General features: G+C 54.6%; 10 protein-coding genes. 4 read left to right on the top strand and 6 right to left on the bottom strand.

Annotated features, from left to right (window positions below; genetic code table 11):
• Positions 1 to 4: 4 nt before the first annotated feature.
• The 4 genes from ENH71_RS04960 to ENH71_RS04945 form a co-directional block, all read right to left on the bottom strand.
• Positions 5 to 631 carry a TetR/AcrR family transcriptional regulator gene (locus ENH71_RS04960; RefSeq protein WP_414704695.1) on the bottom strand — a complete coding sequence of 209 codons (627 nt, stop codon included), beginning with the start codon at positions 629 to 631 and terminating at the stop codon, positions 5 to 7.
• 336 nt (positions 632 to 967) lie between these two features.
• Positions 968 to 2,608 (bottom strand): long-chain fatty acid--CoA ligase, encoded by a 1,641-nt coding sequence (locus tag ENH71_RS04955; RefSeq protein WP_294132473.1) that lies wholly within the window; start codon positions 2,606 to 2,608, stop codon positions 968 to 970.
• Between the two features lie 197 nt (positions 2,609 to 2,805).
• Positions 2,806 to 3,198 (bottom strand): hypothetical protein, encoded by a 393-nt coding sequence (locus ENH71_RS04950; RefSeq protein WP_294132470.1) that lies wholly within the window; start codon positions 3,196 to 3,198, stop codon positions 2,806 to 2,808.
• 101 nt (positions 3,199 to 3,299) lie between these two features.
• The gene (locus ENH71_RS04945) at positions 3,300 to 4,871 is read right to left on the bottom strand and encodes a flavin monoamine oxidase family protein (protein ID WP_294132466.1); all 1,572 of its coding nucleotides are present in this window, start codon (positions 4,869 to 4,871) and stop codon (positions 3,300 to 3,302) included.
• A 468-nt stretch (positions 4,872 to 5,339) separates the two neighbouring features.
• Here ENH71_RS04945 and ENH71_RS04940 point away from each other — a divergent pair, with 468 nt between their 5' ends.
• The 4 genes from ENH71_RS04940 (at position 5,340) to ENH71_RS04925 (ending at position 12,033) form a co-directional block, all read left to right on the top strand.
• The gene (locus tag ENH71_RS04940; protein WP_294132463.1) at positions 5,340 to 7,526 is read left to right on the top strand and encodes a winged helix-turn-helix domain-containing protein; all 2,187 of its coding nucleotides are present in this window, start codon (positions 5,340 to 5,342) and stop codon (positions 7,524 to 7,526) included.
• Positions 7,527 to 7,916: 390 nt separating this feature from the next.
• On the top strand, positions 7,917 to 10,463 hold the full coding sequence (locus ENH71_RS04935; RefSeq protein WP_294132459.1) for a TonB-dependent receptor plug domain-containing protein: 2,547 nt from the start codon (positions 7,917 to 7,919) through the stop codon (positions 10,461 to 10,463).
• Between the two features lie 71 nt (positions 10,464 to 10,534).
• Positions 10,535 to 11,167 carry a c-type cytochrome gene (locus ENH71_RS04930; protein WP_294132456.1) on the top strand — a complete coding sequence of 211 codons (633 nt, stop codon included), beginning with the start codon at positions 10,535 to 10,537 and terminating at the stop codon, positions 11,165 to 11,167.
• 230 nt (positions 11,168 to 11,397) lie between these two features.
• Complete coding sequence (locus ENH71_RS04925) at positions 11,398 to 12,033, top strand: MaoC family dehydratase (protein ID WP_294137544.1); 636 nt, start codon at positions 11,398 to 11,400, stop codon at positions 12,031 to 12,033.
• Positions 12,034 to 12,103: 70 nt separating this feature from the next.
• Here the strand turns inward: ENH71_RS04925 and ENH71_RS04920 are convergent, their stop codons facing one another.
• Both ENH71_RS04920 and ENH71_RS04915 read right to left on the bottom strand, forming a co-directional pair.
• A complete protein-coding gene (locus tag ENH71_RS04920; protein ID WP_294132451.1) occupies positions 12,104 to 14,791 on the bottom strand; it encodes a TonB-dependent receptor domain-containing protein in 2,688 nt (895 codons plus the stop codon).
• A 499-nt stretch (positions 14,792 to 15,290) separates the two neighbouring features.
• Positions 15,291 to 16,910 carry an FMN-binding glutamate synthase family protein gene (locus ENH71_RS04915; RefSeq protein WP_294132448.1) on the bottom strand — a complete coding sequence of 540 codons (1,620 nt, stop codon included), beginning with the start codon at positions 16,908 to 16,910 and terminating at the stop codon, positions 15,291 to 15,293.
• Positions 16,911 to 16,916: the final 6 nt, after the last annotated feature.

The following is a 16,916-nucleotide window of genomic DNA, read 5'->3' as shown; positions in this document are numbered from 1 at the left end:
GATCTCAGGGCTCAATCGAGTTGGTCAACATGGCAATGGTATATTTAATGAGGTCGCCTGCTTCCGGGTAATCGGATTGTGATGATTTCGCACCACGGGTTTGCATGATGACGCCGTGCAAGGCTCCCTGCAGGTAGAACGCGGTCTGAAGCGGGCTCTGAATGTATGTTTCACTCAGACTGCCATCCTGTATGCCGTTCTGTAACGCCTTCACCATCAGATCATTGACGCACTCGCGGCAATGGTCCAGCGCTACCAGCTGTGCATCTCTGTCCTCGGGGCCGGGAAATGTCGCCATGCTGGTCAGCACATCAAAGTAGTTGGCCTGATCGACCGAAAACGCGTGGTAGGCGTGTCCGATGCCCTCTATTTGCGCAACCCCGGTCTCGCCGGCAGCCATCGCTGTCTCAAAACGATGCTGCAACGACTGCGCCGCGCGCAACATGACGCCACGCATGATGGCGGCCTTGTCCTTGAAATAGACATACAACAGGGCACGACTCAGCTGGGCCGTACGCGCAATATCGTCCATCGATGTTTGTTCGTAGCCTTTGTCAAAAAACGCCAGCTCGGCGGCATCCAGTATTTCGTCATGGCGCTCCTGTTTTTCTTTTGCTCGTCGTCTGCGCACTGTCATTCCCGTGGGAGCCTCTGTATTGGTTTGGTCACGAATTCTCCAGCATAGTCGCTCTCAATGCCAGCGTCTCTTAATTGCACAAGCCAGACGGGACCTGACACGTATCGAGCAACTTTAAATGAGGGCAAGCCCTGAGATAGAATCTGTGGCAGGAAAGATTGAGGCTGCAGGTAAACAGCCCCCGCTTGGGGAGCGCCTGCCGGGGCTGCGGAGTGGGGTTGTGAGCGAGGGTGTACCTGAACGCGCCATGGCCGGCGGAAATGCCGGTTTTGCAGGAGCAAAAACCGGCAACCCTCGATACCTGTGCGTTCTCCAAGTACCTTCCTTAGTTTAGCGTTGGTCCGGCAGTTTATAACCGTCGGCTTCCAGTTGTGCACGAACGACTTTTTTGTCCATCTTGCCTGTCGCAGTCAACGGAATCGAATCCACGAACAACACATCATCCGGCAGCTGCCATTTGGCAAATTTGCCATCACAATGCGCGATGACCTGTTCCGGCGTCAGCTCGGCATCCGGTTTTTTGATAACCAATGCTACCGGGCGCTCATCCCAGCGCGGATGCGGATGCGCCACGACGCAGGCCTGGGACACAGCAGCCAAACCAGCGATGTGGTTTTCCAGATCGACGGATGATATCCACTCACCACCTGATTTGATCAGGTCTTTGGAGCGGTCAGTGATGATGATGTAACCTTCCGGATCAATCTTGGCAACATCGCCTGTGACCAGCCAGCCATCGTGGAATTTGTCCGGCTGCGGGTTGTTGAAATATTCCGAACAAATCCAGGGACCACGGATCAGCAGTTCGCCGAACGCCTTACCATCGTGCGGCAGCACATTCCATTCATCATCAAAAATCTCAATCTCCAGCCCCGGAATCGGCAAACCGGCTTTGGCCTGATTGGCGGCCCGCTCGGCATCGCCCATATCCAGATGCTTGCGCTTGCCGGTGCGGCGACTGATGGTGGCCAGCGGACTGGTCTCGGTCATGCCCCAACCCTGCACCATTTCCACACCCAGCGCCTCCCAGAACCACTCGATCAGTGACGGGGGCGGCGCTGAACCACCGCAGGTCAGCCGTGTCAGCGCACTGAATTTATACTTGCCCGGATTGGCCTCGATCAGGCCTTTTACCCCTTGCCAGATCGTAGGTACGCCAGCCGAAATGGTGACATCATAATCCATGATCATGCGGGCCAGGTGATCAGGCACCATGAACCGATGCGGATACACCTGTTTCATACCCAGCATGCAGGCCACCCAGGGCAGGCCCCAGGCGTTGGCGTGGAACATGGGCACAATACCCAGCAAGGTATCGGTTGCCGACAGCCCCATGACATCGGTCATCGCAATAGCAACGGTATGCAGATAATTGGCGCGGTGGGTATACATCACACCTTTGGGTTTGCCCGTAGTGCCGCTGGTATAACACAGACCCATAGCCGAGTTTTCGTCTATTTCCGGCCACTGATATTGGGTGGGTTTGCCTTTAATGAACTCTTCGTAATCGATGGCATTGGGCAAGCTGGTTTCCCAGTTTTCAAACCCGGGCTCGGCAGCGACCACAATTTTTTCCACACTGGGCATCTTGCCTGCCAGCTTTTCCAGCGCGGGCAGAACGTCAGCATCAACAATGATGATCTTGTCCTGCGCGTGATTGATGATGTATTCCAGGTCAACCGGAGACAGTCGGATGTTGAGCGTATGAATCACCGCACCCATACAGGCGACAGCGTGATAAGCCTCGAGGTGACGGGAGCCATTCCACATGAACGTCCCGACACGGTCACCGATCTCGATACCGGCATCCTTTAATGCATGAGCCAGCTGGTGGGCACGGTTGCGGGTTTCCAGCATGGTCTGGCTGCGGGCGCCATCGGCAGTAGCCGTCAAGACTTCAACATCGGGTTGCAGCATGGCACCCCGATCCATCAGCCGGTGCATTAAGAGTGGAGTCTGTTGCATTGTCATTTATTCTGCTCCTGACACGGTTGTTCGGCGAAAACAAGAAGACTAAACCAGCTTGTGCCGCAGTTCAACAGATTGTGAATGCATTCAACTTACGACGGAGCCATTCCGTAGCTTATGCACACACAGGTCTTGCGGGAACCGCTTCCCCGCGGCTCCCGCACTTTCGCATTCAGGAAGAATGAATAGCAACTGGCGTGTTATTGCCGGGTAAAGGTCCCGGTAAGCACATGCTCGCCATCCGCATTGCGCTGCTCCATCTCAATCTTTGGACTGGTGGGCCCGAAAAGCCACTTGGCATTAATGCTTACGCGATTGTGCACCGGCGGCAGGGTGACGTAGCCGCCCGTCAGATTGGTGGAGATGGAAATACCCACACCGTCCCACATGCAGGCAGCTATCCCACGCGATTCAATGCGGTAATAGGCATCGCCAAACTTGGGAACAGGGATATTGATTTCGGAAATGGTAAGAATGCAGTCGTCGCCGCTATCTGACTTGTATACACCCTCAATCTGCGCCAGCGCCGTTTGGCTGCCGAACAGCAAACCGGTCACCAGCAAGGTTTTTTGCAGAGTTGATCTATTTATCATGGTATCTCCCGCCTATCAGTCATCGGTGATTGAACAAAAACCACGTCATACTAAGTTCAGCGGGAGAGCCCTATTTTGATGCAGATCAAACTGGCAATGAATCAGGCGCCGACTTCTGCCCGGACTTGCTGATCCATATGCGCTAACGCCCAGTGTGCCGACTGAATGGCGCTTTCCATCCACGCGGCATGAATACTCACCTGATCACCAATAAAGTAATGACGGCCACTGGGTTGCTGCAGTGCACGGTAGTATTGCATTTTCTCCGGTGTCATTTGCCCCCAACGGGCAGAGCAGCCCAGCATGTGATTCATACGGTGCCAGGCGATGGTAATGCCGTTTTCCGCCATTTCACGGTACTCCGGGTGCACCTGCTCACCTTGTGCCAGCATGGCCTCGATGCGCTCTTCGTGAGTCATACGCATGAACTCAGAGCCGCCACCGTAGTCATAGGCAGCGAGCATCACGCCCTTCTGTTTCAGCAAACCATGGAACGGATACCACAGCTGACGGATCGGCTGATTGGTCCAGGTGATGCCACCGTAAATGCTGTCTTTTTCCCAGAATCGTTCTTTCATCTGGAAAGCCCCTTTGTAAGCTTCCCCGCGGCCAATCTGACGCATGGCGGTGATGTATGCTTCAGGCAGGTTATTATCTATACCCACCATGAGGTGGGATGGAATACAGTTAAACACATAGTCGGCTTCCACACGGTGACGCTCGCCGTCCTTGTCGTACAGCACATGTACCCTGTCGCCATGGTCATAAACCCCCGCCACCATGGCATGGTATTCAATCTTGCCGTCAAGCTGGCGGGTGAAAGCCTTGATGATATTGTCCATACCGTGCACCGGCTGCATCAGCATGGGCGCGGTCTCGCCTTCATTTTCCAGCAGAGTGGAGCGCAGCAGACCAACGTTGGCCTGCAGGATGTCACGAATGTTGATCATTTCATGATGCACGCCTTCGTCTATATAACCACCCGAAACATAACCGGCTCTGCCGCTGCCGTGGTATTCGCCATTGGCGTCCAGGTCACCAAACTGACGGATAAGGGTCACGATCTTCTGGGCCTCATCATCGGTGAATGGCTGATCCAGTTCGGCATTGTTGTAGCCCTTCCACATCAGCTCGGCCATAAACCCTTTCAGGTTGGTGCTGATATCAATGTTACGCATGGGCTTGCCGCCGTTGAGATCCGGATCATGGACCAGAGCCTGCTTGTTTTCATTGATGAACATCTCCAGGTCAACACCCAGCTCCTTGCAATAGGCCAGCACATTGGCATGTGTACTGGGAATCCGGGCGGCACCACAATTGAAATACAGATGAGGTTCATCATCGAAGTTACAAATCTGCGGATTGCCTATTTCATCAATGAGGTCACCATGACGCACGGTCATGACGCGTCCGCCGCAGCGATGTGAGGCCTCCAGCACGGTGCAATCATAGCCGGCCTTGCCAAGCTCGTATGCGGTTGTCAGACCAGAGATACCTCCCCCCAGAATCAACACGCGTTTGCGCTGGCCGTTCAGCGGCATCAGATTGGGGACACTGGCAGAGGTAGTGCCGGGAATAAGACCCAGCGCGCCACCTATGCCAAGCACAGCGGCAACGCCACCGGTGGCGGCGATAAGATTCAAAAATTCTCGACGGGAAACGGGTTTTGACACGGATGTAATCCTCTGCGATCTAATTCTTGTAAATCGGGGGGACGCAATAAAGCGAATTGCCACCCCGGACTGCTTGTACTCTTGCATTATTACCCAAACAAGGGAACAAAGTCCTGCCTGAAAGATCCCCAAAACCTACTAAAATTTCTCCGGCACCCCGCTGGCGGGCCCCAGGATGGTGCGCGCAGAACGGGCGCGCATCATCATGGCGCACGCCCGGGCCGGATCCTGGCGCTGTTTCGCCCTTACCCCTGACAACCTTGCTGGCCCTTAAATTGCATCAACGATGTTGAACCTGTCGGCCTGACGCGGTCCGGGTGAGATCAAATTTCTGCAATTTTGAGGAGTGCCGGATGTCGTTAAAGTAACAGTTTTCCCCTGGCGAAACAGAAGTCAAATCATTGACACAAAATCTTGACCTTTGACGTAGTATTTGTTTGCATACTGGTATAAAAAGAAAGCATGGCCATGACCCAAAAAAAGACATCCTCAGCGCATGACTATCAAACACTCCTGATCGGTGACTGGCTGCTATCACCGGGGGCCTGTACGGTCGAAAAAAATGGTGTGGAGACCAAGATCACGCCTCGCAGCATGGATGTGCTCAAGCTTCTCATCGAACGTGCCGGCAACGTCGTCAGCCCCGGGGAGTTTCTGGAAACCATCTGGCGCTCGCCGATCGCCTCTGACCACGCTGTGCACAAGGCTATTGCCGAATTACGCAGCGCGCTGCAGGACAATGCGCACAACCCCAGTTATATCAAAACCATCCCCAAACGCGGGTATACGCTGATTGCGCGGGTTACGACCGGGGCGCCGCAATCCGTCGCCGCCGAATCTGAGACGGTTGTAGCGGCTGACGCAGGCAGCACCGGCAGCGCAGGCAACCCGACTCACGCCGCCGGGCAACCGGATGCGGCGCCGACATCAGGCCCGGGTCACGACTCTTCCGCAACAGGCAGCCGGTGGACTTTATGGCGCAAACTGGCCATCGCCGCCATGCTGGGCACGCTGGTGATCAGTGCGCCCCTGTTGTTGCGCAGCCCGGAAACCACACCCGAAGCCAACGGCGTTGTTAAGCTGGCAGTGTTGCCGTTTGCTTCGCGGGACTTCAGTGACGAGAACCAGATTCTGGCTGAAGGACTGCGCGAATCGCTGATTCACGGCCTCTCCAAGCTGGGACACCTGCAGGTGCTGTCCCCTGCCCGTAACGCAGAATTGATGGCAGCCAGCCGCCGTTATGACGACAGCTATCTGCAACAGGCAGATCACGTGCTGCAAGGCAGCGTCATGACCTCGGAGGGGCGCTTGCGCGTGATTGTGCAACTGGTTCGCGCCAGTGACGGCCTGCGCCAGTACTCAGATCAGTTCGACCTGCCCATGAATGATATTTTTGCGGTCCAGGATGAAATTGTCTCCAATGTCACCAGCGCGCTCCGGGTGTATCTCAATGAGAGCGAACGCACGCAGATGCGTGACTGGGGGACGACCAATGCCATGGCATATGAACACTTCCTGCGCGGGGAGTTTTACAATAATCAGTTCAGCCCGCCAGACTGGGAACGGGCAATCGAATCCCATCAGGCCGCCATTGAACTGGATCCGACGTTTCTCAACGCCTATCACGGCGTCGCTACCGCCGCCAATAATCTGGCCGTATACAGCGGCGAGGAAAAAATAAACAAGATGTACCAGCTGGTGCTGGACACTCACCGACAGATCTCCCAGATCAATCCGGACAGCGACATACTGGACTCCATCCACGCCATCAAATTGCGCTTGCGAGGCTCCAGCTATATTCAGCAGGAGATGCAGCTGCGCGAGCAGATTCTGTCCGGCACGCCGCCGCATTTTGCGCTCAGCCACTACGCCCTGCTGCTGATCGGTGCGCGTATGTACGACGAAGCCGCACAATTTCTCGAGCAGGCAGCAGAGGCCGGGCCGTTTGAGATATCACCGGACGAGGCCTGGAGCTACCGCACCAATATACTGACACCCGCCGAGTCAGTGATGGCGCGCAAAAATCAACTGCAACAACGACCCTATCATGTTGCTTTCCTGGGATCGGTTGCGGTTAATCTGGCCGCCCTGGGCGATTTCCGGCAGGCCCGGATTTACCTGAACCAGCAACGTGAAGTCGACCTCGAAGGCATTCTGACGCACTATTCGGAAAACACCATGGGCTTCCTGGCCGGCGACATTCAGGCCGACACACCGGCCTATCACGCGGCCTTGCGTGACAACCCCGACTTCTACTACAACAACGGTGTGCTGGCGCTCATGGTTGGCGACATCGAACGGGGCGTGCAGTACTGGCAAAATCTGCCACCGGTGCACTTGCGACGGCTGTTCAACGTCACTCACCTGGCCGAGAAGTACTTCTCCGACAAAGTGCTGTATTCGCCGGAATACCTGGCCTTGCTGGAGTCTCTGGGCGCCGGGCTGACATGGCAGCGCCGATTGATGGAGGGCGTCATGGCCATGGAAGCTGTCACCGGTGTCGCCCTGAGCAGACAATCCCGTGAAGCCTATGATAATCAACGCATGATGATGAAAAACAACCTGTGGACGGAACAGGACTGGAGCGAACTCCAGCACTATCTTGCTCAGCGTCTGGCACAGGCATCAACCCTGGACGCAGCCCGGGTTCACTGAACACTCTTGAAAGCGCCAGAACCGTTAAACTCCGGCTGGCCGCTGGGATTAACGCCATGTGCTAACGCGCTTGATCCACTGCCCCCCTTAAAATACCGATATCCTTATATTTTTTCTTTTGGTTTTGTGTTTATATACATGAATCCGGTTCTGGCAGCTGTGCCTTGACAGAATGTCAAAGCAGAGTCTCCCGAACCTGATCAACACCCCGTGTTCTGAGGCTTTGAGAGCGTTTTAGGAGGTATTGAGAAGGTTTTTAGGAGGACTTTAATGCAGATATGTAACCATAATCGGACTGCCGTATTGCGTAACCTAATAATAATTTTATAGCGGCAGGCTCTTAATCGGCTCTAGAAAAAGACGCACTTACTACAGAAGAAGGAAAATTAAATGAATAAGTCTCCAAAACTCTGCACACTCTCCTCCACGTTGGTGTTGCTTGGTTCCATGGCTGTTGTTGGCGCACCGTCAGCATTTGCTCAGGAAGCTGCACCGGAACTTGAAGAAGTAGTAGTGACCGGTTCCCGGGGCGCCCCACGAACTGCCCTCGAATCTGCTGCTCCTATCGACGTATTCTCGGCCCAGGATTTCCAGGACCAGGGTACATCGGACATGAACGACCTGCTGCGTAACCTGATCCCGACGTTTAACGTCGACGTTCAGGACATTAACGACTCCAACTCACTGGTACGCCCTGCGACTCTGCGTGGCCTGCCAGCGGACAACACCCTGGTACTGATCAACGGTAAACGCCGTCACCGCTCGGCTGCCATCCAGTTTGGCCGCAACGGTACGCACTTCCCGGACGTTGCCCAGATTCCACCCATCGCGCTGCGTCAGGTTGAAGTGCTGCGTGACGGTGCATCAGCCCAGTACGGCTCTGATGCCATCGCCGGTGTTATCAACTTTATCCTGAAAGAAAACTCCGAAGGCGCGACCTTCGAAGCCAAACATGGCCGTCTGAGCGAAACTGACGACGGTATGCTGAACTACTTCGCCGGTAACGTTGGCTTCCAGCTGGGCGACAACGGTTTTGCCAGCATCAGCTTTGACAAGACTGACCAGCGCCGCAGCGACCGCTCGATCCAGCGTGGCGATGCCCAGGCTCTGATTGACGCCGGCAATAACGCAGTGCGTGTCAATGCGCAGTACCAGGGTCTGCCCGACACTGAAATGATGAACTTCTTCCTGAATGCCGGTCTGCAATTGAGCACGGATCAGGAACTGTACTCATTCAGCGGTTACTCTGAAAAAGACGTCGAGCTGGGTTTCTTCTTCCGTAACCCGGAAAACCGCGGCGGTGTCTTCACAACTGGCAGCCCACGCCGACAGTTGTTCGCAGACCTGACGCCTAACGACGGTGTCGGCTGCCCTATCATCCCGACCGGTGTTAATCCGCAGACAGGCGTGACCAGTTCACTGGCTGCGCGCGATGCAAGCCTTGCCAACCCGAACTGTTTCTCCTTTACCGAACGCTATCCGGGCGGTTACACGCCTTTGTTCGGCGGCAGCAATACCGACATGTCCAACGTGACCGGTATCCGTGGCGAGTTTGACGATGGCACCAGTTACGATGTCAGCATCGGCAATGGTTTCTCGGAAATCACTTACTTCCTGGACAACACCACCAACCCATCCATGGGTCCGGAGTCACCCAGCTATTTCGAACCGGGTATCTACACCACCATCGAAAACAACTTCAACGTCGACCTGGTTAAAGGCTTCGACGTAGGCATGTACTCTGACCTGAACGTGGCCTACGGTATTGAATGGCGTCGCGAGATCTTCAAGGTACGCTCGGAAGATCAGGATTCATTCCGCATCGGGCCGTATGCAAGCCAGGGCTTTGGCGTTGGTTCTGACGGTTTCCAGGGCTTCGGTCTGGACCAGCAGGGTAGCTGGGATCGCAAAAACTGGGGCTTCTACGTCGACCTCGAAGTAGACGTTACCGAGCGCCTGTTGCTGGGTGCTGCCCTGCGTTACGAGGACTTCTACAACACCTTTGGTGACACCACCAATGGCAAGTTGAGTGCCCGCTACCGCCTGACTGATACCATGAATATTCGTAGTACGGTCAGCACCGGTTTCCGTGCCCCGTCGCCAGGCCAGGCTAACATCTCCAACATCTCAACCGGTGTTGTCGATTCCATCCCGGTGACACAGGGTCAGATTCCACCCACCAACCCGATTGCACAGCGCTTCGGCGGTGAAGAACTGGCGCCAGAAGACGCCACCAACTTCAGCATCGGCTGGACGGCTGAAATCGGCGGCCTGGATCTGTCTATCGACTATTACAAGATTGATATCGATGACCGCATCCTGAACTCGGCTACCTTCGACATTACACCGGCTATCGCCCAGGAACTGGAAGACTCGGGTATCTCTGGTGCACGTAGCATCGTGTCGTTCAACTACTACACCAACGACATGAGCACCACCAACGAAGGTGTGGAAATTGTTGGTTCCTGGTCAATGGACTGGCAGGAGATGGGCACCACCGACTTCTCTGCCTCTTACGCCTACACCACGCAGGAGTTGAAAGAGTTCACGCCTGGCATCCTGACCCGCGCCAACATCGCGGATCTGGAAGACGGCATTCCTTCTGACCGTATGAACTTCCGCGCCAACCACAACGTCTCCGACTGGCGTTTCACACTGCAGGCCAACTACTACGGTGAGTACCTGTCAGTGCCGAGCAGTGCAGACCCCAGCCGCGACTATGATGTAGGCGCAAAAACGATATTTGGTGCTGAAGTCGCTTACATGTATGGCGATCGCTACACCTTTATCCTGGGTGCTGATAACGTGTTCAACACCATGCCGGAACAAGTGCGTCCGGTAGACTTCAGCAGCACTACCAGCAACAAGTACATTACCGGCGGTGCTTTCAGCCCGAATGGTCGTTTTGTGTACTCACGTGTGCAGGTAAACTTCTAACAATCGTTAGAGGGTGGTAAATCAGAGGGACGGGGTTCGCCCCGTCCCTTTTTTAACGAGAGATAAAAACTATGAACAAGCAAAAAGCAGGATTCTGGTTTAGTCTGGCGCTGGGAACCGTGATGAGCCTCGGCGCTCAGGCCGCAACCGTAGACGGCGTAGAAGTCAGTGACCGATTCTGTCTGACCTGTCACGGCACTGACGGACAGGGCAATCAGGGTATTGACGCACCGCGACTGGCGGGCATGGAACCCTGGTACCTCAAGCGACAACTCGAATTATTCCGTGATGGACTGCGCGGCACGCACCCTGAAGATATTCCCGGTCAGGAAATGCAACCCATGGCAGCAATCCTGAGCGACGACAGCATTACCGACATTATTGAGTGGGCAGGCACCTGGGAATATGAGCCGGCTCCAATCACCATCACCGATGGCGACGCGGCACGTGGTCAACAACTGTATCAAATCTGCGCGTCCTGTCACGGCACTGATGGTAAAGGCAACGAAGCCATGAATGCACCGGCACTGGCCGGGCAGAACGACTGGTACCTGATGAACCAACTGGTCAATTTCAAGGAAGGCTATCGTGGCTACGATGCCCAGGACCGTTACGGTACTCAAATGGGCATGATGTCTCAGGGTATTCCTGACCAGACCGCGATGAAAGACATCGTCAGTTATATCAACACGCTGGGCCGTTAATCCCGTCTCTTTCCCCCGCCGGCGGATGAGCAGTTACCTCATCCGCTGGCAACCCTGACACCCCCGGAAATACACATCGCTGCACACTCCTGGTGCGTATTTGTGCCCGATTTTGAGCACGAACATTTGCTCTGTCGAAAGTCTCCACGCCGTATTGCAGTCATCGGTTTTCTACCCCATAATTTCCGAATGTTGACGAAAATTGGCAACATGTCACTCAAGTGTGACTGTTGTTACGGACGTCACCCTATAAAACCAATAACAATGAAACCACCATGACCATGCCACAACAGGATTATTTGCAGGACCTGCGTAATTATCTGAACGATTCAGCAACGATCACGCCTGCATCACAGTTACGCAATTATGTAAAAACAACCTGCCTGACTCAGGATGACAAAATCCTGCCCTTGCGGGTAACCCTGGAAGCAGCGCAGTTCAGTATCGGTAAAGAAGTGGGCGTAACAAAATGGTTCCAGGTCACCCAGAAGCGTGTCAATCGTTTCGCCGAAGCCACCGGTGACTTCCAGTTTATCCACATCGACAGGGAACGTTCAGCGCGAGAGACCTGCTACGATGGCACTATCGCTCATGGCATGCTGACCATGGCACTGGTACCTACTTTTGCCTCCCAGGGGTCTCTGAAGATACTGGGCACCAGGCAGTCCATCATCTATGGACTGGATCGCGTTCGCTTCCTCAATCCGATCCGGATTGGCAAACGTATTCGCGGCCGCTTCACTTTGCTTAGCGCGCAGGAAAGATCCCCACAGGAAGTGCTGATGCGACACGCGGTCAGTATAGAGATTGAAGGGGAAGACAAACCAGCATTGATTGCTGACTGGATAGTGATGTACGTACTTTGAGGCAAAGGTTGCCCCTGGTTTTAACAGACCATTGCAGGGTAACTGAGTACCCTGCAATGGCGACACTTCCTTAGAACGGCTGCCAATCCAGGCTTAGCCAGAACTGCCGACCCCAAGGCGTCTGCAAGCGGCTTTCAAAGCCACCCAGTTGCGGCAAACGCTGAGCGCGCTGATCGAACAGGTTGGTAATACCCAGACTCAATGTCAGCTCGCTGTCGTATACATCATCAAAGATATACGAATACTGCGTATTGACCAGTGTCTGCGCATCAATGGTACGCGCAGCCTTGTAACCTGTCGTGTACGCAAAGAACGAACCGTCGGTAGTCACATTGTGCTGATAGTTAGCAGACATTGAGGCACTGTGATTGTCTTTGAACCAGTTCAGGCGCAAGTTCGCTTTCATTTTTGGCATGGGCGGCACGATACCACTGTCGCCGTTCTGGCGACCACGGGCGTCGCGAACCACACCAAACAGGTCGGTGTACTCATACTTCAGGAAGTATGATGCACCCAAGGTGGTTACAAAGGTGCCCAGATCATTGGTGGGAATCGAGTAACGAGCCTTGGCATCCACCAGATCAATCATGACCTCTGCGATATTGGCTGAGTTACGGATGGTTTTCACCACCTGCTGATTGTCCGGGTTGCGCTGCACGCCCGGTCCAGTCAACTGCCCCTGCTGAGTTGCCAGCCAGGCATTGGCGGCCTGGCGGGTTGCAGAGCCAGGTGTCGAATCATACGCCGCCGGGGTTGAACCAATGGCAGACAACAGTTCCGCAAATTGCAACTGCACCGCATCCACTGTACTCAGGTCGCGGATTCGGTCCTCATAGTCGATACGCTGATAGTCAAGGCTCAGGCTCAACTCATTCAGCGGCTCCCAGGTCAGACCCAGGTTACGGATCTCGGAGGTTTCAGGACGTATGTCTGGGTTGCCCGAGGCACAGCTGGTAGCACCCGCAAGCGTACCACCGGTAACCGGATCATTGCCTGAGAATACTTCACCACAGCCCTCATTGGGGTTGAAAGGACGGTCAGCACCCGGTGCCGGAGCCAGGAAACTTTCGCCCCATGACGCTCGCAATGCCAGTTCCGGCAATACTTCCCAGCGCAGTGCGACCTTGGGCGTGGTGGTATTCAGATTCTGATCCACAAACGACTCATGGCGCGCAGCAAGCTGCAGGCTGACAGTTTCGTAAAGCGGGGTTTCGAACTCAACAAAGTACGCGTTTACGCGATCGTCATAGTCCGTTGCTACTGGCGGCGCTTCAGTAATGGAGCTGTTGTAGTTCTGGCCAATGACAGAAAAGGGGTTCGGACGCTCACGCACCCGGGCCTCACGACGCTGATAGCCGGCTGCCATCTGCGCAGCTCCCCACGGGGTCTGGAAGACTTCACCGGTCGCCATAGTCTCGAAAATCTCGAGGTTGTTGCGGCTGACCTCGCGCTGATTACGCTCGTCATACATCCAGTCAACCAGCGCCTGGCTGTTGCTGGTCACGCCTTCAACATAATCGGGTGAACGCGGATCGGCCGAACCGAAGGGGTTGAACCAGCCGTTACCGTCGACACCACCCTCGCCTGCCAGCGCGGCCTGCAATCTAGGCAGCAGCAGCGTACGGGTTTCCACACTGCGACGTGTTTCCTGAATGGTGTAATAGGTGTAGCCCGTCCAGGTGTCCGTCATATCGTAACGGGCACTGAGTTTATTGCTGTTGGTGTAGTAGCGGTAATCCTGCACTTCACGACCATCATCTTCCAGGAAAGAAGGCTGAGTCGCCTGGGTACCGGTAAACGGACGCCAGTTGCGCGGCACCACATCAAAGCCAAAAGGGTTAGCCGGATGATCACCCGGCACCAGCAGGGCGAACTGGTTATTGGTGCTTTGTGACAGGCTCGACGATGTGTTGTAGCGCGATTCACGGTAGTTGTAGCTGGACTGCAACTCAAACTGCAACCAGTCGCTGGCATCCCAGGTCAGGTTGTTGAAGAAAGTATAGTCGACATTGCCACGGGCATAATCGTGCTGTGGCCCGTAGTGGAACAGACAGGTTGTCGAACCCAGGGGCTGACCACTGGGATAAGCACCGGAGACAGTTTTGTCTTCGAAGCCTTCGTTGTAAGTGCCGCAGGCCGGATCACGTAACAGGCCGCCGGTACCACCATCACCGATACCGCCCGCAGCGCGCTGGAAAACGCCCGGGTTACCCGAGGACGATTCGGAGATGTCAAAATCCAGATATCGCGGACGCTCGTGGCGCAGCACAGATGATTTCTTGGACGCCTCAAGCGCGGCAACCCAGTTGATATTGTTATCAAAAGAGCGACCGAACAGCATGGCCAGTTTTGGCTCCTCAAATGTGCGATCCTGATCCTGCTGGTAGTAGGCACGCACACGTACCCCGTCGAACTCTTTCATCGGGATCAGGTTAACCACCCCGGCCACTGCATCCGAGCCATACAGGGCTGAACCGCCATCCAGTACAACCTCCAGACGGCTCATCGCAATGTCAGGTAACAGCGATGCTACGGCACCGTCATTGACCGAGCGGGTGCCGTCAACCAGCGTCAGGGTGCTGTTAACGCCAAGACCACGCAGATTGAACCGGGCAGCATTGGAATCCTGCTGACCGTTCTGAGTTGAATTGACATTGGCAACAACATCCGTATTTTGGGTGTATGGCAGGTCCCGGATATATTGTCCCATTGCAGGTGCACCTGACTCCAGAAGATCTGCCTGGCTCACTGTATCCACAGGCGAGGCGCCTGCAAAAGCACTGTTTCTAATATAAGAGCCAGTTACCACAACTTCCTCAAGTTCCGGTGCGTCTGACTGTGCAACTGCCAGAACAGGCAGCACAAGTGACGAAGCAATACATGCAGAAATAAGGTTAGAAAAGGCACCTTTTTTGCTGCGCTTGAAATTATTATAGATAGTTGACATCGGTTCTCCCCAGTATGTCTTTGCTGGCAAATAATGCGATCCGGCGCTGTTGTATATCCGGCGCGGCGAGATTCTAAGACTTATCTGGCAAGCAGGGAAGTTTGGAAATCACATGAGGGGGACGGGGAACTGTAGTTACTGCAGGGTTCATGCACGTTTAAATCATTTCATTGTGTTGCGCTGTTGCAATTGAGCCTTTACACAAAAGGCCTGGAGCGATTTTCGGTAATTCGCAGACAGGCCTGTTTTCTACCGGAAGCTTTATTTGTGACTTTTTTTGACATGACAAATCACAAGCGCATCATGGATGTCAAAACCGATCAGCGCGAGCCTTGTGCCAGTCGTCCTCATAGGCTTCAGGAACACGGCCCACAATCAACTGTTCATGTGACAACGGCGTGTATATCTGATCAAAGTGACGAAGTCCCTTTTCCGTGCGTTGATGCAGGTCCGACGGTTTCAACTGTCCCGGATATTCGTAACCCAGGGCACCGCACAACTCCAGGAAGGCGGATACCGTACCCGCCTGATAATTCCTCACGCGCACAGCACGCAGCGCCACGTTGACCGCCTTGGCGCGTGAGGGATCCTGCGTTGCCACCCCGGTAGGGCATTTATTGGTGTTGCAGGACTTGGACTGAATACACCCCAGCGCAAGCATCATAGCCCGCCCGGAATTAACAACATCTGCCCCCAACGCCACTTTGGCCAGGATATCAAAACCACTGGCGGTCTTACCTGCTGCAATCAATTTTATATCTTGCCGCAATCCGGCGCCTTTCAGCACCTGCTCTACAAAGTAGGTAGCCTCCAGCGCCGGCATACCCAGCCGGTTGGAAAATTCCATCGGCGCGGCACCAGTGCCCCCCTCTGCCCCATCGATATTGATAAAATCTGGCAATATACCGGTTTCAACCATGGCTTTGACTATCGCCATAAACTCGGATTTCTTGCCAATACACAGCTTGAATCCGACAGGTTTGCCATCGCTCAGGTCGCGCAGGCGCTGCACAAACTCAAGCAATCCGCGCGGGGTATCAAATTCAGGATGTGACGCCGGTGAATACACGGTTTCGCCAACCTCCACCAACCGGATCGCGGCAATTTCCGGACTCACCTTGGCCCCTGGCAGCACGCCACCATGAGATGGCTTGGCACCCTGGGACAACTTTATCTCGATCATCTTGACGACTTCGTTGGCGGCCGTCCGGCGAAATGCCTCGTCACTGAAACTCCCGTCAGCATGCCGGCAACCAAAATAGCCAGTGCCAATCTGCCAGACCAGATCACCGCCATACGTCAAATGGTAAGGACTGATACCACCCTCCCCGGTGTTATGGGAAAAACCTCCCAGCTTTGCGCCCTTGTTGAGCGCGCTGATGGCATTGTTGCTGAGCGCACCAAAGCTCATACCGGAAACATTCAGCAAAGCTGAACTGTATGGTTGGCGACACGCCGGACCACCAATCGTGACCCGGACATGCTCGGGATTGATGTGCCTGGCATTGATGGAGTGGAAAATACAGAGGTAACCTTGGGCAAGAATGTCCCGTTCCGTGCCAAACGGCAAGGTATCATCAAGCTGCTTGGCGCGGCGATAAATCAGATCCCGGGTTTCCCGGTTAAACGGCGCTTCCTCCAGGTTGTCTGCTATAAAATACTGACGGATCTCCGGACGAATGCCCTCCAGCATGAAACGGATATTGGCGAATACCGGATAGTTTTTACGTAGATTGCTGTCAGCAATAAACAGGTCATACAGACCGGTGGCAGTAAATACTACAACAACAAGGAACAGCAACAGTGGCCAGGGTTGTTGTGCCAGACTAACCGGTGCCACAGCCCACTGCGTTGCATCAACCAGAAGATAAAAGCTCAGTGGCAACATCAGCGCCACAAAGAGCCAAAAGAATCGAACCGCCGCCGTCATCTGATT

This window comes from Pseudohongiella sp., from assembly GCF_011050365.1.
Taxonomy (GTDB): Bacteria; Pseudomonadota; Gammaproteobacteria; order Pseudomonadales; family Pseudohongiellaceae; genus Pseudohongiella.
The sequence above is the reverse complement of the archived record's forward strand: the minus strand, read 5'-3'. Positions and strand labels throughout refer to the sequence as shown.

Bases quoted from the DNA above. Each gene is read 5' to 3' on its own strand.
- ENH71_RS04955 (WP_294132473.1), bottom strand. From the start codon at position 2,608: ATGACAATGCAACAGACTCCACTCTTAATGCACCGGCTGATGGATCGG.
- ENH71_RS04950 (WP_294132470.1), bottom strand. From the start codon at position 3,198: ATGATAAATAGATCAACTCTGCAAAAAACCTTGCTGGTGACCGGTTTG.
- ENH71_RS04940 (WP_294132463.1), top strand. From the start codon at position 5,340: ATGACCCAAAAAAAGACATCCTCAGCGCATGACTATCAAACACTCCTG.
- ENH71_RS04935 (WP_294132459.1), top strand. From the start codon at position 7,917: ATGAATAAGTCTCCAAAACTCTGCACACTCTCCTCCACGTTGGTGTTG.
- ENH71_RS04930 (WP_294132456.1), top strand. From the start codon at position 10,535: ATGAACAAGCAAAAAGCAGGATTCTGGTTTAGTCTGGCGCTGGGAACC.
- ENH71_RS04915 (WP_294132448.1), bottom strand. From the start codon at position 16,910: ATGACGGCGGCGGTTCGATTCTTTTGGCTCTTTGTGGCGCTGATGTTG.